The sequence below is a fragment of the Aquabacter spiritensis genome (assembly GCF_004346185.1).
Classification (GTDB): Bacteria; Pseudomonadota; Alphaproteobacteria; order Rhizobiales; family Xanthobacteraceae; genus Aquabacter; species Aquabacter spiritensis.
Map to the genome: position 1 here is coordinate 231,043 of NZ_SMAI01000003.1, position 20,976 is coordinate 252,018.

The 20,976-nt window shown below is 68.3% G+C and carries 20 protein-coding genes; 6 read left to right on the forward strand and 14 right to left on the reverse strand.

The window, feature by feature from the left end; all coding sequences use genetic code 11:
- Positions 1 to 24: 24 nt before the first annotated feature.
- The 4 genes from EDC64_RS07455 (at position 25) to EDC64_RS07470 (ending at position 4,474) form a co-directional block, all read left to right on the forward strand.
- Entirely contained in the window at positions 25 to 999 is a 975-nt protein-coding gene (locus EDC64_RS07455; RefSeq protein ID WP_132030637.1) for an ABC transporter substrate-binding protein, read from the forward strand.
- Positions 1,000 to 1,164: 165 nt separating this feature from the next.
- Positions 1,165 to 2,181, forward strand: coding sequence for a zinc-binding dehydrogenase (locus EDC64_RS07460; protein WP_132030638.1), 1,017 nt, complete (start codon positions 1,165 to 1,167; stop codon positions 2,179 to 2,181).
- A gap of 5 nt (positions 2,182 to 2,186) precedes the next feature.
- Positions 2,187 to 2,969, forward strand: a complete 783-nt coding sequence (locus tag EDC64_RS07465; protein WP_132030639.1) for a VOC family protein — start codon at positions 2,187 to 2,189, stop codon at positions 2,967 to 2,969.
- Positions 2,966 to 4,474 (forward strand): class I adenylate-forming enzyme family protein, encoded by a 1,509-nt coding sequence (locus EDC64_RS07470; protein ID WP_132030640.1) that lies wholly within the window; start codon positions 2,966 to 2,968, stop codon positions 4,472 to 4,474. Before EDC64_RS07465 ends, EDC64_RS07470 begins: the two co-directional genes overlap by 4 nt.
- A gap of 105 nt (positions 4,475 to 4,579) precedes the next feature.
- Here EDC64_RS07470 and EDC64_RS07475 read toward each other — a convergent pair whose 3' ends face one another.
- From EDC64_RS07475 to EDC64_RS07505, 7 genes are all read right to left on the reverse strand, one after another.
- Positions 4,580 to 5,404, reverse strand: coding sequence for an ABC transporter ATP-binding protein (locus EDC64_RS07475; protein WP_132030641.1), 825 nt, complete (start codon positions 5,402 to 5,404; stop codon positions 4,580 to 4,582).
- Positions 5,395 to 6,201, reverse strand: coding sequence for an ABC transporter permease (locus EDC64_RS07480; RefSeq protein WP_132030642.1), 807 nt, complete (start codon positions 6,199 to 6,201; stop codon positions 5,395 to 5,397). Before EDC64_RS07480 ends, EDC64_RS07475 begins: the two co-directional genes overlap by 10 nt.
- An 8-nt stretch (positions 6,202 to 6,209) precedes the next feature.
- Positions 6,210 to 7,178 (reverse strand): ABC transporter substrate-binding protein, encoded by a 969-nt coding sequence (locus EDC64_RS07485; protein WP_132030643.1) that lies wholly within the window; start codon positions 7,176 to 7,178, stop codon positions 6,210 to 6,212.
- Positions 7,179 to 7,384: 206 nt separating this feature from the next.
- Positions 7,385 to 8,989 carry a UbiD family decarboxylase gene (locus EDC64_RS07490; protein ID WP_132030644.1) on the reverse strand — a complete coding sequence of 535 codons (1,605 nt, stop codon included), beginning with the start codon at positions 8,987 to 8,989 and terminating at the stop codon, positions 7,385 to 7,387.
- A 76-nt stretch (positions 8,990 to 9,065) separates the two neighbouring features.
- Complete coding sequence (locus EDC64_RS07495; protein WP_132030645.1) at positions 9,066 to 9,497, reverse strand: PaaI family thioesterase; 432 nt, start codon at positions 9,495 to 9,497, stop codon at positions 9,066 to 9,068.
- Between the two features lie 27 nt (positions 9,498 to 9,524).
- A complete protein-coding gene (locus EDC64_RS07500; RefSeq protein ID WP_132030646.1) occupies positions 9,525 to 10,532 on the reverse strand; it encodes a zinc-binding dehydrogenase in 1,008 nt (335 codons plus the stop codon).
- Between the two features lie 95 nt (positions 10,533 to 10,627).
- Complete coding sequence (locus EDC64_RS07505) at positions 10,628 to 11,152, reverse strand: MarR family winged helix-turn-helix transcriptional regulator (protein WP_132030647.1); 525 nt, start codon at positions 11,150 to 11,152, stop codon at positions 10,628 to 10,630.
- A 162-nt stretch (positions 11,153 to 11,314) separates the two neighbouring features.
- On the opposite strand from EDC64_RS07505, the gene EDC64_RS07510 reads away from it, so the two are divergent.
- A complete protein-coding gene (locus EDC64_RS07510; protein ID WP_132030648.1) occupies positions 11,315 to 11,782 on the forward strand; it encodes an Lrp/AsnC family transcriptional regulator in 468 nt (155 codons plus the stop codon).
- A gap of 10 nt (positions 11,783 to 11,792) precedes the next feature.
- Here the strand turns inward: EDC64_RS07510 and EDC64_RS07515 are convergent, their stop codons facing one another.
- On the reverse strand, positions 11,793 to 12,512 hold the full coding sequence (locus EDC64_RS07515) for an aspartate/glutamate racemase family protein (RefSeq protein ID WP_132030649.1): 720 nt from the start codon (positions 12,510 to 12,512) through the stop codon (positions 11,793 to 11,795).
- 343 nt (positions 12,513 to 12,855) lie between these two features.
- Between EDC64_RS07515 and EDC64_RS07520 the strand changes: the two genes are divergently transcribed.
- The gene (locus EDC64_RS07520; RefSeq protein ID WP_207915948.1) at positions 12,856 to 14,475 is read left to right on the forward strand and encodes a gamma-glutamyltransferase family protein; all 1,620 of its coding nucleotides are present in this window, start codon (positions 12,856 to 12,858) and stop codon (positions 14,473 to 14,475) included.
- A gap of 46 nt (positions 14,476 to 14,521) precedes the next feature.
- Here EDC64_RS07520 and EDC64_RS07525 read toward each other — a convergent pair whose 3' ends face one another.
- The 6 genes from EDC64_RS07525 to ccoP all read right to left on the reverse strand — a co-directional run bounded on the left by EDC64_RS07525 (position 14,522) and on the right by ccoP (position 20,972).
- Complete coding sequence (locus EDC64_RS07525) at positions 14,522 to 15,631, reverse strand: hypothetical protein (protein ID WP_132030651.1); 1,110 nt, start codon at positions 15,629 to 15,631, stop codon at positions 14,522 to 14,524.
- Positions 15,628 to 15,777, reverse strand: coding sequence for a cbb3-type cytochrome oxidase assembly protein CcoS (gene ccoS, locus EDC64_RS07530; RefSeq protein ID WP_132030652.1), 150 nt, complete (start codon positions 15,775 to 15,777; stop codon positions 15,628 to 15,630). The genes EDC64_RS07525 and ccoS overlap by 4 nt, the downstream gene beginning before the upstream one ends.
- Positions 15,774 to 17,951, reverse strand: a complete 2,178-nt coding sequence (locus tag EDC64_RS07535; RefSeq protein WP_132030790.1) for a heavy metal translocating P-type ATPase — start codon at positions 17,949 to 17,951, stop codon at positions 15,774 to 15,776. The genes ccoS and EDC64_RS07535 overlap by 4 nt, the downstream gene beginning before the upstream one ends.
- 140 nt (positions 17,952 to 18,091) lie before the next feature.
- On the reverse strand, positions 18,092 to 18,592 hold the full coding sequence (locus EDC64_RS07540; protein WP_132030653.1) for a FixH family protein: 501 nt from the start codon (positions 18,590 to 18,592) through the stop codon (positions 18,092 to 18,094).
- Positions 18,589 to 20,058, reverse strand: a complete 1,470-nt coding sequence (ccoG, locus tag EDC64_RS07545) for a cytochrome c oxidase accessory protein CcoG (RefSeq protein ID WP_132030654.1) — start codon at positions 20,056 to 20,058, stop codon at positions 18,589 to 18,591. Before ccoG ends, EDC64_RS07540 begins: the two co-directional genes overlap by 4 nt.
- Before the next feature lie 32 nt (positions 20,059 to 20,090).
- Complete coding sequence (gene ccoP / locus EDC64_RS07550) at positions 20,091 to 20,972, reverse strand: cytochrome-c oxidase, cbb3-type subunit III (RefSeq protein ID WP_132030655.1); 882 nt, start codon at positions 20,970 to 20,972, stop codon at positions 20,091 to 20,093.
- Positions 20,973 to 20,976 lie beyond the last annotated feature (4 nt).

The following is a 20,976-nucleotide window of genomic DNA, read 5'->3' on the forward strand; positions in this document are numbered from 1 at the left end:
CAACCCATGAAACGGAGCCGCCAGATGAAACGGATTGGTCTGATTGCCGCCGCGCTGACGCTTGCGCTCGCCACCTCGGCCGCCGCCCAGAAGGTGCGCATCGGCTATTGGAGCTCCGGGGTCAGCCTCGGCTTCGGCTCGATTCTCGAGAACGGCAAGTTCATGGAAAAAGAGGGGCTCGAGGTCGAGTACAGCAAGTTCCCCGACGTGAACGCCCCGACCAAGGCCATGGCCGCCGGCGCGATCGACTTCGCGATCGGTGCCAGCGCCGGCACCTCCTTCAGCGTGATCACGGACGGCCTGCCGCTCAGCATCATCCTCGCTACCCAGGTCGCGGATCTCGACTTCGTCGTGATGGAGGATTCGCCGATCAAGTCGCTCTCCGAGCTGAAGGGCAAGAAGATCGGCATGTCGCCGTCCGGCAGCGCCACGGCGGCCATCACGGCGGCGATCCTCGATGCCAATTACGGCATCAAGCCGAGCGATTTCACCACCGTCCCGGGCAACGATCCGCGCCTCGCGCAGTTTCTGGTTCAGAAGGACATCGATGCGGCCGCCCTGCGCACCGTGACCATCGCTCTGCTGCCCGACGTCAAGCTCAGGAAGCTCGGCACCTTCCGCGAGGAGTGGAAGAAGATCACCAAGCAGGATGCGCCGCCGGTGCTCGGGGTCGGTTTGATCCGCAACGACTGGATGAGCGCAAATCCCGACGGGGCAGCCAAGATCGTGGTGGCGATGCGCAAGGCCTACGAGTTCGGCAAGACGGACAAGGCGGCGGTGGCCAAGGCCCTGATCGAGAGCGCCAACATCAAGGCGGACGACGCCCGGGCATACGCCGCGCTCTGGGACGGAATCTACACGGTCAGCATGGAGCCCGCCGACGTCGCCTCCTTGAAGGCGGAGTTCGAGGTCTTCAAAAGCGTCGGCGCGGTCAAGGGCACCCTGCCGGATTCGGGCCTCGTCACGGCTCCGTACGAAAAGTCCAAGACCATGAAGTGACCCCGATCGCGACCAGCCGTTCTGGCGGCGTCGCCATCCGAGTGGTGAAAAACGTTGTCTGTCAGTGAGTTCGTGCCTGAGAGGCCGGCCGGTCGAGTGCCGGCCGGCCGCCGCAGGCACCCTAAGTTTTCCTCCGGCCCAGCGCCCAAGCAAGAGACGTTGCCAATGACTGCGACCATGAAGGCCCTGCTGCTCAAGCAGCACGGGGATCTCGATGCCTTGACCGTCGTCGAGGATCATCCCATCCCGGTTGCCGGGCCGGGACAGGTAGTGATCCGCGTCCGCGCCTCCTCCTTCAACTATCACGACGTGTTCACCGTGAAGGGCATGCCCGGCATCAAGGTGCCGCTGCCCGTGATCATCGGCCTCGATATGGCCGGTGAGATCACCGAACTCGGCGAAGGCGTAACCGACTGGAAGATCGGCGATCGCGTGCTGGTCAATCCGCTCAATCCGGCCAAAGGCCTGATGGGCGAGATGCTGGACGGCGGCATGGCGCAATATTGTGCCGTAACTGCCGGGCAGCTGATCCCGATGCCGCCCGACGTCAGCTTTGTCGACGCCGCCTCGCTGCCGGTGGCCTATGGCACCGCGCACCGCATGATCGTCACCCACAACACCATCAAGAAGGGCGACAAGGTCCTGGTGCTCGGCGCCTCCGGCGGCGTCGGCACGGGCAGCGTCATTCTCGCCAAGCATCTCGGCGCCGAGGTGATCGCCTGCGCGGGCAGCGACGACAAGATGGCCCGCCTGAAGGAGATCGGCGCGGATCACGTGATCAATTACCGCGAGACCGACTTCTCCAAATGGGCGGTCGAGAAGTTCGGCAAGCCGCAGCGCCGCACCTATGAAGGCGGCGTCGACGTGGTGATCAACTTCACCGGCGGCGACACCTGGATCCCTTCGCTCCGCTGCATCAAGCGTGGCGGCAAGCTGCTGGTCTGCGGCGCGACCGCGGGCTTCGATCCGAAGGAAGATCTGCGCTACATCTGGAGCTTCGAGATCAACATCGTCGGGTCGAACAGCTTCTACCACGAAAATCTGGCGGCCCTGATGGACATGATCCAGGCGGGAAGCCTCAAGCCGGTGATCGACAAGGTCCTGCCGCTGGAGGAGGCGGCCGAGGGGCTGCGGCTGATCCGCGACCGCGAGGTCATGGGCAAGGTCGTGGTCACGCCCTGACCGCCATGCCGCGCCTCGATCATGTGGTGGTGAACACCCTCAAGGACATGCCGGCGGCGGCGGCGGTCTTCGCGGCGCTGGGCTTTACGCTCACGCCGCTGGGCCGTCACTCGCTCGGCTCGATCAACCATCTCATGATGACGCCCGGTCCCTATCTGGAACTCGTCGGCGTCCCGGAGGCGGGGCTCCAGCGCCAGGAGGTGCTGGACAGTCCCTTCGGGTTGAACGGCCTCGTCTTCACGACCGACAATGCCGATGCGACGTGCGACCGCCTGCGCGCCGCCGGCCTTCCCGCCACCGACCCGGTCGCCTTTTCGCGGCCGGTGGAGATCGACGGCGAAGTCGTGGAGGCGCGCTTTCGCACCGTGCGCCTCCCCGCCGCTTTGGTGCCCGCCGGGCGGGTCTATTTCTGCCAGCACCTCACGCCGGACTATGTCTGGCGCCCCGAATGGCTGACCCATCCGAACGGCTTCCGTGCCATCGACCGCTTTCAGGTGGCGAGCCGCGATCCCGCGTCGGATGCCCGGCTGTTCGCGCTGCTGTGCGACGCGCCGGCCGAGACCGAGGGCTCCGTCTGGCGCGTCGACGGTGACGGGTTCCGGATCGAGATCGAGGAGGGGCCGGCGCCCCGCTTCGTCACGTTCGACCTCGTGTTCGACAGCCTCGACGAGATCGCACGCCGCGCCGGGCGCCTCCCGGGTGCCGTCTGGCAGCGGCTGGGCGCGGACGCCGCGCGCCTGGCCCTTCCCGCCTTTGACCTGACTATGGAATGTCGGAGTATCCGATGAGTGCCCCACAAAATCTCGGCGCGTTCGTCAACCGCGATGGCAGTCCAGACAAGCCGGTCATCATCGGCCTCGATGGCGAAAACCGCGAAACGGTGCTGACGCGCAGCGCCCTCGACGAAATGGCCGATGCGATCGCCCGCGGGCTCCTGAAAGGGGGCCTCGTGCGGGGCGATCGGGTGGCGATCCTGTCGGCCAACCGGCCGGACTATGTGGCAATCATCCTCGGCGCGATGCGGGCGGGCATTGTCCCGGTGCCGGTCAATTTCAAATTCCCGCCGGCCATCATCGCCCATGTCATCAAGGATTGCGGTGCGCGGCTCGTGGTCGGGGACGCGCCGCGGCTGGCGGCGATCGACGCCGCGGACTTTCCCGGCGTCGCCTTCGCCGCCTTCGAGGCGGACGGGTTGGCCGGCTGGCTCGATCCCGGTCCGTTCACGCCGATCGTGCCGCGTCCCGACGAGCCTGCGCTGAGCCTCTATACGTCGGGATCGACGGGGCGGCCCAAGGGCGTCCTGCTGTCGCACGAATCGCACTCCTGGGTGGTGCGCACCCGCATGGCGGAGAACGACCTTTCAAACGAGCGCGTCCTCATCGCGGCGCCACTCTATCACATGAACGCGCTCGCCCTTTCGCTGCTGGTCTGCGCCAGCGGCGCGACGGCGGTGATGCTGCCGCAATTTCAGGCGGTGCAATATATCGAGGCGATCAGCCGCTATCGGTGCACCTGGCTGACCGCCGTGCCGCCGATGATCGCCATGATGCTGCGCGAGCGGGATGCGCTCGCCAAGGCGGACTTGTCCAGCGTGCGGCTGGTGCGCATGGGCTCGGCCCCGGTAAACGATGCGCTCGCGGGACAGGTCCGCGCGCTCCTGCCGAACGCCCGCATCGTCAATGCCTATGGCACCACGGAGGGCGGGCCGATCGTCTTCACCGACCACCCGGCGGGACTGCCGACGCCGATCGCTTCGGTCGGCTATCCCCATCCGGAAGTGGCGGTGCGGCTGGTGGGGCCGGAGGCGCCGGATCACGGGGTTCTCCAGCAGAAGAGCCCGGCCGTCATGCTCGGCTATCACAACCGCCCGGATGTCCGTATGCCGATCTCGTCCGACGGCTATTACGACACGGGGGACGTGTTCCGACGCGACACCGACGGCTTCTTCTATTTCGTGGGGCGTGCCGACGACATGTTCGTGAGCGGGGGGGAGAACATCTTTCCCGGTGAGGTCGAGACGGTGCTGGAGACGCACCCCGACATCCTCCAGGCCTGCGTGGTGCCGGTCGACGACGAGATCAAGGGGCAGAAGCCGGTAGCCTTCGTGGTGCGGCGCCCCTTGGCCGACCTCGACGAGGAGGCTGTCAAGCGTCACACGCTGGCCAATGCCCCCGCCTATCAGCATCCCCGGCGGGTCTGGTTCGTGGAGGCCATGCCGCTCGCCTCGACCAACAAGATCGACCGCGCCGCCCTGCGCCAGCGCGCCGAGGCCGAGCTCAAGACCGTTTCCTGAACGCGAGAGAGCCGGATTTGGCGGGCATCAGGCCCGACCAAATCCGGCTCTCTGCGTCCTGCGTTCGAGACGGCGGTCGGACTGCTCCGCCCGCCGTCTCGGCTGTCAATCGGGCAAAGCGAGGTCCGACCAGATCGCCTCGGTGAGCCGGGTGAAAGCGGGGTCGGATCGCATCGAGCGCATGTGACGCGGCCGCGGCAGGGTCACCTTGTAGTCCGCGACGATGCGGGCCGGCCGCGCGCTGAACACCACCACCCGATCGGCGAGCGCGACGGCCTCCTCGATGTCGTGGGTGACGAAGATGATGGAGCGTCGCTCCGCCTCCCACACCCGCAGCAATTCGAGACCCATGGCGATCTTGGTCTGATAGTCGAGCGCGCCGAACGGCTCGTCCATCAGCATCAGCGAGGGCTGGTAGGCGAGCAGGCGGCCGAGCGATACGCGCTGGCGCATGCCGCCCGAGAGCTGACGCGGCCAGGCATCCTCGAACCCGTCGAGGCGGAGCAGCCGGATCAATGCTGCGATCCGCTCCGGGCGCTCCGCCGCCGGGGTGCCGCCGAGTTCGGCGCCGACCGCAATGTTCCCGGAGACCGTCCGCCAGGGCAGCAGCGCGTCCTTCTGGAACATGAAGCCGACCCCGGGTGGAGGGGCGGTGACGTCGCGCCCATCCACCATCACCCGGCCGCCCGAAGGCTTCAGCAGGCCGCAGAGGGCCCGCAGGATGGTCGACTTTCCGGACCCGCTCGGTCCGACCACGGCGACGAACTCGCCTTCCCCGACGCTCATCGATATGCCCGAAATCACCTCCAGGGGCGGCAGGTCCGGGCGCGGGAAGGAGATCTTCAGGTCGCGCAATTCGGCGCGGACCCGTGCCGGTGCGGGCGTGGCTTCAAGTGGCGGGACAGCCGCCAGGGTCGCGGTCAGCGCCATGTGACGAGCCTCCGTTCGATGAAGCCGATCAGCTGATTGGCGAGCATGGCGAGCACCATCAGCACGGTGAGGCCGGTGAAGACCCCGGTCGTGTCGAGCTGGCCGCCGGAACTTTCGACATACCAGCCGAGGCCGCGATTGGCGCCGATGAGCTCGCCCACCACCGCCCCGATCAGCGCCAGGCCGACGCCGATCCGGAACGAAGCGACGATCCAGGGGACGACGGCCGGCAGAAGCACCCGACGGATCAGATAGAACCGGCCGGCGCGCATGGACTTCATCAGGTCGAGATGGTCCGGGTCGATCGTGCGCACCCCCTCCATGACATTCAGGAGGAAGATGAAAACGACCATCGTGAAGGCCATCATGACCTTCGACAGGAGGCCGATGCCGAACCACAGGATGAACAGCGGCGCCAAGGCGACGCGCGGGAGGCCGTAGAGCCCCATCACCACAGGATCGACGGTGCGTGCGACGCGCGGGGCGCGGGCGAGCACGATGCCGAGCGGAATGCCGACCAAGGCGGCCAGCAGCAGGCCGGCCGCCGCTTCCTGGACCGTGGTGCTGGTATGCACCCAGAGCTCGCCGGAGACCGCGAGCTCCCACAGCCGCACGGCGATCAAGCTCGGCCGGCTGCTCCAGAAGGGATTGAACAGGGTGCGGGAGGCAAGCTCCCACAGCCCGAGAAGTGCCAGGATGAAAGCGAGCTGCGCGAGCGCGGTCGGGCTGATCCCGAAGGATCGCCGGCGCGCGGGCGCTGCGACGCGCTCTTCCGTCAGGGTTGCGGTGTCGGTCATCTGCGGGCTCACTTCGGCAGATAGGTCGTCACCATGATGTCGTCGTACGGAATCGCCTTCAGTCGGGGGTCCGCCGCCATCATCATCTTCATCAGGGTGTCGTAGCTCGCCCGCGTCATCAGGCCGTCCTTGGAGAGATAGCCGTTGGTCACGTCGGTCGCGATTTGGGCGAGCAGGGCCTCATCCTTGAGTCCCGGGAACATTTCCTTCACCGCCGGATAGATGATGGTCTTGTCCTCCTGGATCAGCTTCATGGCCTTGACCACGGCACGCGTGATCTTCGCGGCCTTTTCCGGATTCGCCTTCAGCCACGTGTCGGTGACGACGAGATCCTGGGCCGGATAGGCCATGCTGCGGAAGTCCTCGATAATCTTGTAGGCGCCCTTGTCCGCCATGGTGATCTGGATGTCGGGCGTCGTGAACATGCCGGCGGCAATGGCACCGGCCTGCAATGCCGCGCGCTGGGCCCCGGCGCGGCCGACCGCGAGGATTTCGAAGTCCTTGTCGGGATCGAGTCCGGCTTCCTTGATGGCATAGCGGATCGTCGTGTCGGTCAGGCTGCCGGCGGACGTGATGCCGATCTTCTGACCTTTCAGGTCCGCCAGGCTCTTGGCCTTGGACCCGGCTGCGCCGATCAGGGCGTAGCTGTGCTGGTCTGCGAGGCCGACCAGAACCTTGCCGCCGAGCCCGCGCTCCTCGAGCCGGATGGCATGGTCGGCGGCGCAGATGCAGACGTCCAGGCTGCCGGCGGCGAGCGCCTGCGCAGCCGGAGCGCCGCCTTTGAAGTCGAGCCGCTCATATTTGAGGCCTTCGGCGGCAAACAAGCCCTTCTGCTCCGCGACGATGACCGGCAGGGACCCCGCCGATACCTGGGCGGCACCGAACTTGACGACTTCCTGGGCCTGGGCCGGAAGTGTCAGGCTGCCCAAAGGCAGAATGGCGGCCGCAACAATAAGCGTCCTGAGTTTCTGATACATGGTGTCGCCCTCTGGTAAGACGAGTGGAAGTGAGGTTCCAGTCCTAAGGCGTTGCCGCAGCTTGTGCCGCAGTCATTGTATAATCTCGGGTCGTCGGCTTGGATTCTATAGGGTCCGGCGGCGGTCCCCATCTCTCCCTTTTTTCGGTGGTGTCGTCATTGTGAACGGCGACGCACAGCGCCGCCGTTCCAGCTCTCACGCGCGCGTCACGCGCCGGGCGGCTTGGCGGCGAAGGCGGAGCCGCGCAGGCACATGCGGCCCCGCGGATCCTGCCACAGCCGCTCTGTGGCGTGCAGAAGGCCGAGGGCCCGCGCCACCACCGGGAAGTCGTATGTGCCGAACGCTTCCGCGATGTCGGTATAGTAACGCGGCGCCGCGCCGATCATCTCGGCGATCGCTTCGGCGAGCTTCGCGACCTCGGCATCGGAGGCCGATGCCCCGGCCGGATCCGCCTTGCCGCGCTCGTAATCCGAAATTTTCGCCGTGTCGGCATAGGCATAGGCGATGCGTTCGAAGCGCTCCTTGGGAATGCCTTCGGAAATTGTCGCGTCGATGCCGACCTTGGCGGTGGTCGGGACAATTCCGGGCGGGGTCGGGGGCAGGCTCGGATCGAGCGGCTTGCCGCGCGCGCCGGTGATCACGACGATGTCCTTGTCGCCCTGGACGCGGGTTGCGATCGCCCATTCGACGTCCATCGGATTGAAGACGTCGATGTCGTCGTCCACCACCACCACATGCTTGAGGTCCATCACCGACAGCGCGGCGAGCAGTGCGTTCTTGCCTTCGCCCGGCTGCTTTTTGATGGAGATGACGGCGTGCCAGAAGGCGCAGCCGCCAAGCGTCACGTTGATGTCCTTCACATTCACGCCGGCGGTCTTCAGCGCCTGGCGGATCGCCGCATAGCGCGTCGGCGCCGCGAGCCAGGTGTTCTCCCAAGGCATGTGGAGCGCGTAATAGATCGCGTCCTTGCGCATCGAAATCGACTTCACCCGCACCAGCGGATTCCAGTGCAGCCCGCCCATCAGGCGCGTGAATTCGCCGAACCGGCCTTCCGGATAGACCCAGCCGGTGGGCAGGATCTCGGCCTCCAGCACGATCTCGGCATCGGCGATATAGGGCACGTCTATGGTGCGGCACGGGGCGAGGTCGACCGGTCCGCCGCGCAAGCCGCCGGAAATCGCCATTTCGTCCACGCCGAGCGGGGCACGGAAGCCGGAGCCCATGATCTCGTAGGGATGGGTGCCGATGGAGATCGAAATCGGGCAGGGCCGTCCCGCCTCATAGGCCCTTTGCGCGAACAGGCGCATATTGTTGGGCGTGACGATGTCGATCCCGGTGAGGTTCTTCTCCTTGACGATGAAGCGGTAGATGCCCGCGTTCAGCCCATATTCCGGGTCGCGGGCGATCACCACGCCGGCCGTGATCATCGGCCCGCCGTCATAGATCGAACTCATGGGGATCGGAAGGCGGTAGAGGTCGACATCGTCGCCCTCCATCACCACCTCCTGCGTCGGCGAGGTGTTGACGCTGTTGGAAGGGACCGGCCGGTCGATGGCGGCCTTCAGCTTGGCCTCGATCTCGGGATAGGCGGTGCAGCCGAGCGACATGATCGCCCGCTTCTGGGAGCGGATGATGCCCGAGACCACCGGCATGTCGTAGCCGATGACGTTATGGAAGAACAACGCCTTGTCCGACTGGTCGACCAGCGTCGCGATGTGGCGGATGTCGACCTTCTGGTGCAGGTCGATGAGTTCGCCGGCATCGCGCAGGCGGCTGAGGAACTCGCGAAAGGTCTCGGTATCGTGCCGCATTGTCCGCGCTCCGCGGCGCGCCCCATGAAGGGGCCGCGCCTGTGAAAAAGGCCCGGCATCGCTGCCGGGCCCTGGATCATTTGGTCGTCGTGGCGTAGGTGCCGCGGCCGCTGGCGACGAGCTTGCCGTCTGCGTCCTCGACATAGGCTTCGCAGGTCGAGAAGGTGGAGCCGAGCCGCACCACTTTGCCCCGCACGGTCAGTGTCCCCTTCATGGCGGGGCGGTGATAATCGACCCGCAGGTCCACCGTGGGATAAGGCCGGCCGAGCTTGGTCGTGGCGAGCGCCCAGTCGGCGACGAGGTCCACCAGGGTGGCGAGGATGCCGCCATGGGTGTAGCCGACGTCGGGATTGACGACCATTTCCTCGCGCCAGGGGCACGTCACCACGATCTCGCCGTCCTTCGCCTCGGTCACGGCGAGGCCGAGCCAGCGGTGGAAGGGGCCGCGCGTGATGCGGGCGTTCAAATCGGCGAGGTCGGGCCCGGCCTTGGTTTCGGTTTCGCTCATGACACTCTTCTCCTCAATTTCTGCGCGTCACGGCGCAACGATCACTTTGCCGATCACTTCCCGCTCCTCGATCAGGCGCAGGGCTTCGGCGGATTGGTCGAGCGGCAGCACGCGGTCGATCACCGGCTTCAGCTCGCCTTTGGCGACATGGTCGAGCAGCGCGACGAGATCTTCGCGCGCCCAGCTGTTCGAGCCCAGGATCTTCAATTCGAAGGTCCAGATGAAGCGCAGATCCTCGACCGGATTAAAGCCGGCGGTGGCGCCGCAGGTGAGCAGCTTGCCACCGCGCTTCAGCGCGCGCAGCGAAGGCACCCAGGTGTCGCCGCCGGTGAAGTTCACCACCACGTCCACCCCGCCATCATACGTGCGGCGATGCGGCTTGCCGTAGCGCGCATAGACCTCCTTGGCGAAGTCGGTCTTGGTATAGTCGATCACCTCGTCGGCGCCGATCTCGCTCAGCTTGGCGAGCTTGGCTTCGCTCGAGCCGCAGGCGATGACATGGGCGCCCGCGAGCTTGGCGAGCAGCACCGCGCCGGTGCCCACCCCGCCCGAGGCGCCGAGCACCAGAACTTTGTCGCCCGCCTTCACGCCGCCATTGGCGAACATCATGCGATAGGCCGTGCCATAGGCCACCGGGAGGGCCGCCGCCTGTTCGAAGGTGACGCCGTCGGGCATGGGCACGAGCTGGTGCGCCCGCACCTTCACATATTCGCCGAGCCCGCCATCCGTGGTCTCGCCCATCAGCCCGCCTTCGACGCGGTTGATCGGATCGACCAGCACGCGATCGCCGATCTCGACCCCTTCGACCCCTTCCCCGAGCGCCGACACTTCGCCGGCGATGTCGAGCCCGGGGACGACCGGAAGAGCGAGCTTGATGCCGGGCATGCCGCGCCGGGTGAACACGTCGTGATAGTTCAGGGAGCTGGCCTTGACCCGCAGGACCACGTCGCCGGGACCGGGCTGGGGCTGATGCCAGTCCTCGACATAGACCAGGTTTTCCGGGCCGCCATGGGCCTTCACGATTGCCGCCTTCACCTGCGCTCCTCCAGATCCGAAACCTTGCGACAGCAAGCGCTGTCGCCGATCGGGATCATGATACATAGCTTGCTATTCAAGTCCAGACGTAAGGCTCACTTAATTTCTTCGGCCGTTTCCGCCGCCGGCTCCCCGAGATCGGCTTCCAGCCGCGCCGCGAGATCGATCAGCGTGTTGCGAAGCGCGGCCTGATCGGCGGGCGACAAACCGTCGAGGGCAATCCGGTTCACCTCCGCGGCATTGCGCACGGCGGCTTGGGCGCGGCAGATGCCGAGTTCGGTGAGGTGAACGGTCGAGAGGCGCCCATCCTCCGTGCTTTGGCGGCGCGTGATCAGGCCGTCGCGTTCCATGCGCTTCAGCGTGTTGGCCATGGTCGCCTGCTCTATTCTCACGGCCTCGCACAGATCGCGCTGGCTCATTCCGTCCTGCAGCAGGAGTTCCACCGCGACCGGATATTGGCCCGGCAAGATGCCGTCCGCGCCGTTTCGCGCCTTCAGCGACTGCGCCATCAAGCGGGCGATGAGATTGACGAGATAGCCGAGCGTCATGCGGTGCAGCGGGTCGGTATCGAAGCCGGGCGCACCCTGCGCCTCCGGCTTCCGCTTCGCCTTCGCTGCCATGCCTTCGCTCCTCCTGGTCTTCGCGGCACTCTGGCCTAAATCAAGCGCGCCGCTAACGAAATATCGACGGGGCGCTTGAAGGGTCGCGCCGGTCTTGAAGAATGAAATTCTCCTGTCTGACGTGATATGAGAATCTAAATCCTCATTTCTTCGGATCCCCGCATGACCGATGCCATCGACTGCAAAATCCTCGACTTGCTCCAGCAGGACGCCACGCTTCCGGTGGCGACCATCGCCGACAAGGTCGGGCTGAGCTCGACGCCCTGCTGGCGTCGCATCAAGAAACTCGAAGAAGAGGGGCTGATCCTGCGCCGCGTGGCGCTGCTCGACCGGCGGAAGGCGAATGTGCCGCTCACCGTCTTCGTTGCGGTGAAGGCGCCGCGCCACGCGATGGAATGGCTGGAGGGATTCCGCCGCGCCATCATCGACATCTCCGAAATCGTCGAGGCCTGGCGGCTGACCGGCGAGACCGACTATCTGCTGCGCCTCGTCGTGCCGGACATCGAGACCTATGACGCGGTCTATCAAAGGCTGATCTCCCGCCTGGATTTTTCCGATGTCAGTTCCTCCATCGCGATGGAGGAACTGAAATTCACCACGGCGGTCCCCACGACCTATCTGGCCCGGTAAAGTGCCGGTGTCAGGCCGCGGCCGCATCGGGCAAGCGGGCCGATAGGCAGAAGTCCACGGCCTTGTCGGCATGCAGCAGGGTGGAATCGAACGTCGGCAGATCGAGATCCTCGGGGCCGATCAGCAGCCCGATCTCGGTGCAGCCGAGAATCACGCTGTCGGCGCCGGCCGCCCGCCCCTTGGCGATGATGTCGAGATAGCTCTGCCGGGATTCGGGCCGGATCACGCCGCGGCACAATTCCTCGAAAATGACGTCATGGACCACGCCGCGATCCGCGGCGTCCGGCACCATCGGGGCAAGGCCGTGGTGCGCGCGCATGCGGTCGAGATAGAAGCCGTGCTCCATCGTATAGCGGGTGGCGAGCAGGAGCGGTTTGCGCGCGCCGGCCGCGATCAGCGCCTCGGCGGTGATGTCGATGATGTTGAGCAGCGGCACCGAGACGCTGTCCTGAACCGCGTCGGCGAGCTTGTGCATGGTGTTGGTGCAGATCAGCAGACAGCGCGCCCCGGCGCCTTCGAGGCCGCCGGCGACGGTGCGCAGGGCTGCGGTCGCGGCATCCCAATCGCCGGCCTTCTGCATGCCGACAATGTCCTCGAAATTCACGGAATGCATGAGGACGGGCGCCGAGTGGAGCCCGCCCAGGCGGTCCCGCACCTGCTCGTTGATGCGGCGATAATAGACCGCCGTGCTTTCCCAGCTCATCCCACCGATCAGGCCGATCGTGCGCATCGCGACTCCTTCAGGCTGAGGGAGCGGCCCGCGCTCCGGTCGTGGCTATTAGAGCGGGAGGCGGGCGCACGGGGGCTGCAAATTTCGGGAAAATCCCGCCGGAAATTAGAAATAATTACTCGGAAAATGTCGATTACTAGGACTGAATAACGCGTACTACGAAATTGTTAGAACTTCGATCCTCCAAACCCCGGTCCCGCGCATCGGCGCTCTGGAACGGGAGCCGGCGGCGATGCTACAAGCGGGGCAGGTCCGGCGGGAGCCGCTCGCGCGTCCGCCGGGCTGCGACGAACTCGGCCGTTCGGGCCGGTCGCACCGGGACCCCGCCAAGAGTCGCCCCGCCATGAATCGCCCCGCCCTGAATCTCTCCGCTCTGGATTATCGCAGCTCCTATCCGATGGCCCGGCCGCCGGTCTTCGGCCGGAGCATGGTGGCCACCTCGCAGCCGCTCGCGGCGCAGGCCGGTCTCGCCATGCTGGCGAAAGGCGGCAATGCGGTCGATGCCGCGATCGCCACCGCGATGGCGCTGACCGTCGTCGAGCCCTCCGGCTGCGGCCTCGGCAGCGACGCCTTCGCGATTCTGTGGGACGGCACGCAGCTGCACGGTCTCAATGCCTCGGGGCGCGCGCCCGCCGATTGGACGACGGAACGGTTCGCCGGGCGCAGCGCCATGCCGGAACGGGGCTGGGACGCGGTCACCGTCCCCGGCGCGGTCTCGGCCTGGATCGCGCTGTGGCGCCGCTTCGGCACGCTGCCGCTCGCGACGCTCGCCGAGCCGGCCCTGCGCTTCGCCCGGGAGGGCTTTCCGGTTTCGGTGCAGGTGTCGCGTCTGTGGGCCAATGCCGCGCCGCTGCTCGGACGCCAGCCGGGCTTCGCCGAGGCCTTCCTTCCGAACGGCCGGCCGCTGGCAGCCGGAGAAATCTTCCGCAATCCCGATCTCGCCGCCAGCCTGGAAGCCATCGTCGCGACCGAAGGCGAGGCGTTCTACCGCGGCGCCCTCGCCGAGCGGATGGTCGCCCATGCCAAAGCGTGCGGCGGTGCGATGCGGCTCGACGATCTCGCGGCGCATCGCGCGGATTTCGTCGACACCCTCTCCCAGCCTTATGCGGGGGCGGTGGTGCACGAATTGCCGCCGAACGGGCAAGGCATCGCCACCCTGATCACGCTCGGCATTCTCGATGCGCTGGGGGTCGGCGCCGCGCCGGTGGATTCGCTGGAAACCACCCACCTCATGATCGAGGCGACCAAGCTCGCCCTCGCCGACCTCGACCATTATGTCGCCGACCCCGATGCGATGACCATCGATCCGCGCAGCCTCCTCGATCCGGCCTATCTCGCCGAGCGGGCGCGCGAGGTGTCGGCCAGCGAAGCCCGGCTTCCGAGTTTCAAGGGGCCGAAGCCGGGCGGCACGGTCTATCTCTCGGCCGCCGACGCGAACGGCATGATGGTCTCGTTCATCCAGTCCAATTATATGGGCTTCGGCTCGGGCGTCGTGGTGCCGGGCACCGGGATCAGCCTGCAGAATCGCGGCACGTCCTTCACGCTCGATCCCGCCCATCCCAATTGCGTCGCGCCGGGCAAGCGCCCGTTCCACACCATCATTCCCGGCTTCGTCATGGACGGCGGGGGCGCGCCCCTGATGTCGTTCGGCGTGATGGGGGGACCGATGCAGGCGCAGGGGCACACCCAGATGGTCCTGCGCACCCTGAAATACGGCCAGAGCCCCCAGGCCGCGGCGGATGCGCCGCGCTGGCGCGTCGTTCAGGGGCGCAAGGTGGCGGTGGAGCCGGGCCTCGGCGCCGAGCTGATCGAGGGGCTGGCCAAGCTCGGCCACGAGATCGTCGTGGAACCCCCCGAGGCGGTGTTCGCCTTCGGCGGCGCGCAGCTCGTGTTGCGCGGTGCGGACGGGGCCTATGTCGGCGGGTCCGACAGCCGCAAGGACGGGCAGGCGGTCGCCTTCTGACCGCGTCCGCCCGCCGGCGCGCTCAGGTCGAGCCTCGGGCCGAGTCTCAGACCAAGCCTGCGGCCTGCGCTCCCGCGAGCGCGGCGCAGAACAGAACCCCGTCATGCAGCGCGAGGGCGAGCCGGCCCGACGCCCCGGCCTCGCGCAGCCAGGCCGTCGTGCCGACGGTGGCGATGCACCAGCCCGCGCCGGAGAGCAGCAACGCGGCGCCCAGGCCGGGACCGGTCTGGGTCGCGGCGCCGAGCGCCAGCGCCGCGGCGCACAGCGACCCGCCGGCCAGAGCCAGGACCGGGCCCGGCACCCGGCCGGCGATCCACATGAGCGGCACGGCCGGGCCATACATGGCGAGGACGTGGAGGGCGACGAAGCCGAACACCGCGCCTTCGCCGACGCCGCAGGCGACGAGCTTGGCGGGGGAACCCGCCATCAGCGCGCTCATGGCGAACCAGGCGAGCGCGCCGGCCGCTGTGGGCCAGAGAAGGGGCCGGAGCGATCCGCCGGGCTGGGCGGCGGCTTCGGAAACGGGATCCGGCGCGAGCCGCACGGCGACCCCGAGCGAAGCGACATGGGCGAGCGCGGCGAGCGCCGCCGCGCCGACCAGGAAATAGGGCGCGACCAGCGCCTCGGCGGCCTGAACGAGGGCGGGGCCGGCCAAAGCCGCGAGCACCCCGCCGGCCAAGACGCCGGCCGCCGCCGCGCCCGGTGCGCCGGACGTCGCCGCCGCCTCGTGCCGATAGAAGAAGGAAAAGCCCTGCGCCATGCCGAGCCAGAGCCCGCCGATGCAGGCGAAGGCGAACTGGCGGTTCAGAAGCCCGAGCGCGAGCAGGGCGCCGCCCGCAATGCCGAGCGAGGCGCCGAGCGCGAATCCCGCGCGCCGCCCGAATGCATCGCGCAGGAAGGAGGCGGGGAAGGAGGCGAGGGCCGCGCCCAGCATCAGCGCCGCGAACGGCCAGGTGACGAGGGCGCCTTCGGGCGCCAGCAGGGTTCCCGCCAGCGGCAGAACGGTCGCGGCGATGGTCTGCGCCAGCACGGCGAAGGCGAAGCCCGCCGTCAGCGCGAACCGGCCCGCCGGGCGGCGCGCATTGTCGTTGGCGGGCGGCGCCGCGGCCCCGTCGCAGGCGCAGATCAGCATGCCCGCGCGCAACGGCGCACTCATCGCTCGATATCCTCGTCCGAGAGGATGCGCCGCGCGGCGCCGTCGAGATCCTCATATTGCCCCGCGCGCAGGCACCACAGGAAGGCGAAGAGGCCCGCCACCCCCAAAGCCAAAGCGAGGGGGACGAGATAGATCAGGACGTTCATCGCGTGCCCTCCGGCGGCTTTTCCCCGGTGTGGGCCGGACGGGTTGGTTCGGGATGCGCCGATTTGGGTTTCGCCGATTTGGGATTCGCCATGCGCAGGGCGTTCAGCGTCACCAGAATCGAGGAGCCCGACATGGCGAGCGCAGCGACCAGCGGCGTGACATAGCCCCCGATCGCCAATGGAACGGCGACAAGATTGTAGGCGAGGGCGAGGCCCAGATTCTCGCGGACGCGGCGCATGGCGCGGCGCGCGCCGTCGACCGCGGCGAGGACCGGCGCGAGGCCGGAGCCGAGGAATTCCGCATCCGCCTGCGCCTTGGTGAGGGCCGCCGCATCGACCGGCGAGAGGGAGACGTCGGCGGCGGCGAGGCTCGGGGCGTCGTTGAGCCCGTCACCCACCATCAGGACGCGACGGCCCTGCGCCTTCATCGCCGCCAGCGCGGCGATCTTGTCCCCGGGCTGCAGGCCGGCGCGCGCGTCCGCGATCCCGAGGGCCGCCGCAATCGGGGCGACGGCTTCGGGCCGATCTCCGGAGAGGATGACCAGATTCAGGCCCCGGGCGCGCAGCGCCGCGATGACCTCCACCGCGTCCGCACGCAGCACCTGATCGATGCCGATGACGAGGCCGCGCGCGCCGTGCCGCACCCCGATCAGCGAGGCGGTCGCCGGCAGGCCGGAGGGCAAAGCGAGCCCGCAGAAGGCGAGACTGCCGAGCCGGGCCGGCACGCCGTCGACCTCGGCACTGATTCCGGCTCCCGGGCTTTCCGTGACGTCGGGAAAGGGGCCATCCGCCGCGTCCCGGGCGAGAACGGAGGCGAGCGGATGCCGGCTCGAAAGCGCGAGGCGGAGGGCCAGCGGCAGCAAAGCGGCATCCGCGCCGGGTGCGAGCCGGACCGCCGGCTCCGGCAGCGTGAGGGTCCCGGTCTTGTCGAACACCACCGTGTCGATGCCCGCCAGGCGCTCCAGCACATCGGGCGCGCGCACCAGCAGCCCGGCGCGGAACAGCGCCCCGGTGGCCACCACCTGCACCGCCGGCACGGCGAGCGCGAGGGCGCACGGGCAGGTGATGATCAGGACCGCGACCGCGATCATCGCCGCATCGTGCAGGCTCGCGCCGAGCATCAGCCAGCCCGCGGCCGAGAGGAGGGCCGTGAGATGGACGACCGGGGCGTAGGCCGCGGCGATCCGGTCGGCGAGCCGGACATAGGTGCTGCGGCCGGTCAAGGCGGCGTCGAGGAGGCGCTGGACGTCGTCGAGCAGCGTGTCGGCCCCGCCCGCCGTGACGCGCACCGTCAGCGCGCCGGTTCCGTTGAGGCCGCCGGCATGGACGGGCGCGCCGGCTTCGACCAGACGCGGCAGGGTCTCGCCGGTGACCACGGGCTCGCTGACGCTGGACGCGCCGGCCGCAACCACGCCGTCCGCGCCGATCCGCTCGCCCGCGGGAACGAGGATCAGGTCGCCAGCCGCGAGCGCCTGGACCGGCACGCGGATCGTTCCGCCCGCCGGGTCGAGCCGGAGGGCGAATTCGCCGCGCAGCGCCGCCACGTTCGCCGCCTCGGCCCGCGCTTTGCGCCGGGCGGCATGGTCGAAATAGCGGCCGCAGAGCAGGAAGAAGAGCAGCATCAGCGCGCTGTCGAAATAGGCGTGCTCGGCATGCAGGGCCGTCTCGACCACCGACATGCCGAGCGCCAGCAGCACGCCGAGCGAGATCGGCACGTCCATGTTGAGCGTGTGCCGCCGGAGCGCGGCGAGCGCGCTGAGGAAGAAGGGCTGGCCGGCATAGGCGGCGGCCGGCAGCGCGATGAGGGCGGACAGCCAGTGGAACAGGTCGCGGGTTTCCGGGGTGATGTCGCTGACATTGCCGGCCCAGACCGACACCGAGAGCAGCATCACGTTCATCGCCGCGAAGCCGGCGACGCCGAGGCAGCGCAGCAGCCAGCGGGCGCGCTCGGCCTCCTCGTCCACGGCCCGCGGCGCGAAGGGATGGGCGCGGTAGCCGAGCGCCGAGAGCCGCTCAACCACCGCCCCGGCGCTCGCCTCCTCCGACCAGGCGACGGTGAGGCGGTGCGTCGTGTAATTCAGCCGGGCCCGCACCACGCCGGGCAAAGCGGCGAGCCCGCGTTCGATCTCGGAGATGGACGTGGCGTCCGCGACGTTCTCCACCACGAGATTCATCTGGGCGTGGCCGGCGGCGTCGCGCCCGACGAAATGGGAATAATCTGCGGCCTGCACGGTCGGCGGTCCCCGGCGCGCTCGGTCGATGGGTTCGAGACCGATTCCCCGATCGGGGCGTTTCAACCCGGTCGGATCAGGCTCTAGTCGAGCTGCACCCGGTTTCTGGACCGGAACAGGCGGCTGTCGCCTTGCGACAGGTCAAGGACGAGATCCCATTGTCCGGCGGCGGCCGGCAGAATGCCCGTATAGCGCCCGCCGCCCTCCTCCGAGAGCTGCGCGACCGCATCGCGCCGCGCATCGGTGGGGTGGGACAGGCGTGCGCGCACCTCGAGGCCGGGCAGCGGCCGACCGGCGGCGTCGCGCACGACGAGCGCCACCGTCCGGGTGTCGTCGCCGCGGCCGCGCACCTGCGCATCGACCTGCCAATGGCGCGCGGCCTGTTCCGCCGCGGCCTGCTCCTCGCCGCGGAAGGCGAGCCCGGCTTTGTAGGCGCTCGCGGTCTCGACGCCGCCGAACGTGCTCACGGCGAGCCGCGCCATCACCAGATTGACCCCCACCACCACGCCGAAGAAAGCGAGGATGGCAAACAGCACGACGCGGCCGGTCACCGGGCGCGGCGCGCCCTTTTCGAGCATGCTCATGGCGCTGACTCCGGCGGGCCGATGAAATGGTCCGTGACGTGCGCGGCAATCCCGGTCGCGGCGTCGCGGATGGTGAAGGTCACGGGGAGCGAAGCGGCGGGGGGCAGCGGCGCATGGGTGGTGACGAGCACCCGGATCTCGCGGGTCTGGTCCGGCCCCACCGTGACGCTCAGATCGCCGGCGGCCCCGACAATGTCGAGCCAGGCGCCCGGGACGCCGTCGACCGAAAGCCGGAAGCTGCGCTCGGTGAGCTTCTTGTTGGCAAGGCGCAGGGTGTAGGCGTTGCGGATCGCCCCGTCCGACAAGCGCACGAACAGGGGATTGCGATCATGGATCGCCGCCACGCCCTCGAGCTCGCGCCTGGCGAGGGCGGTGAGCATCAGGCCCGCCACGGCGAGGATCAGCACGGCATAGAGGATGGTGCGGGCGCGCACGATGTGGCGCACAAGCGGGCGGCCGGCGCGGCGGGCCTCCAGATTGGCCTCGCTGTCATAGGCGATCAGGCCGCGCGGACGCTCGATCTTGTCCATCACGGTGTCGCACGCATCGATGCACAGGCCGCATTGGATGCAGGCGAGCTGCGAACCGTTGCGGATGTCGACGCCGGTCGGGCAGACGACGACGCACTGGCTGCAATCGATGCAGTCGCCCGCCGGCAGGTGTGCCTGCCGTAGCGCCGCGGCCTTCTTGATCGAGTGGCGCGGCTCGCCCCGGTCGGCGCGATAGGAGACGTTCAGCGCATATTCGTCGGTGAGCGCGGCCTGGATGCGCGGCCAGGGGCACATATAGGTGCAGACCTGCTCGCGCATGTGTCCGGCGAGGACATAGGTGGTGAAGGTGAGAACGCCGATCGAGGCATAGGCGATGGCCGGCGCCTGGAACGTGGCGAGCTCGACCACCAAAGTCGGCGCGTCGGCGAAATAGAGCACCCAGGCGCCCCCCGTCCACCAGGCGATGATCAGCCACAAACTGTGCTTGAGGGTTTTGTGGGTGACCTTCTCCAGCGTCCAGGGCCCGGCATCCGCCCGCATGCGCGCGCGCCGGTCGCCCTCGATCACGCGCTCCACGGCGAGGAACAGATCGGTCCACACCGTCTGGGGGCAGAGATAGCCGCACCAGACGCGCCCGGCGACCGCGTTCATCAGGAACAGGATCAGCGCCGCGAGGATCAAGAGGCCGGCGACGTAGTAGAATTCCTGCGGCCAGATCTCCAGGAAGAAGAAATAGAAGCGCCGCGAGGGGAAATCGATCAGAACCGCCTGGTCGGGGGCGTCCGGGCCGCGGTCCCAGCGCACGAAAGGCAGCAGATAATAGATCGCGAGCGTGACCGCGAGCACCGCCCATTTGATGCGGCGGAACCGCCCGTGGACGCGCTGCGGATAGATCTGCCGCCGCGCCTCGTAAAGCGGCTCGTCGTCCGCCTCGTCGTGCGCGGCGGGTTCGGTGCCGGTGGCATGAGCCGTCATGATGCGTGAGCCGCCGGTGCCGGCGGCGCCTCCTATTGTCCGCCGCCGAGCGTGTGCACGTAGACGGTGAGCGCCTTGATGGTGGATGCGGGCAGGCGGCTGCCCCAGGCCGGCATCACGCCGCCGCGGCCGTGCGCGATGGTCTGCACGATGGTCGCCTTGTCGCCGCCATAGAGCCAGATGCCGTCGGTGAGGTTCTTCGAGCCGAGCTCGACCTTGCCCTTGGCGTCGTCGCCGTGGCAGACGGCGCAATTGGCCTTGAACACGACCGCGCCCCGCGCCACCGCGGGCTCGCCCGCCGGCACCAGGCCGGACAGCGAGCGGACATAGTCCGCCACGTCCGACATCTGCGCCGGGGTGAGCACGCCGGCAAAGGCGATCATGTTGCCCTGGTGGCCCTTGTCGTCGCCGGCCCGCACGCCGTGCTCGATGGTCGCCTGGATCTGCGCGAGCGTGCCGCCCCACAGCCAGTCGTCGTCGTTCAGATTGGGATAGCCCTTCGCCCCGCCGCCGCCGGCGCCGTGGCACGGCGCGCAATTGTCGGCGAAGGCGACGCGGCCCTCGGCCCGGGCCAGCGAGAGCAGTGCCGGATTGCGCTCGATCTCGTCCAGCGGGACATTGGCGAGCCGCGCCGAGGAGGTCGCCCGCAGCGCGGTGAGGTCGGCGAGCTGGGTCTCGACCGCGGTGCGCGAATGCCAGCCGATCAGCCCGCCGGTGGCGCTCGAGATCAGCGGCCAGGCGGGATAGACGAACCAATAGCCCACCGACCAGACGATGCAGGCATAGAAGGTCCAGAGCCACCAGCGCGGCAAAGGCGTGTTCAGTTCGCGGATGCCGTCCCACTCGTGTCCGGTCGTGGACTTGCCGGTGGCGGAATCCACATGAGCGTCAGGGCTGTCGTGCGCGGTGCTCACGGGA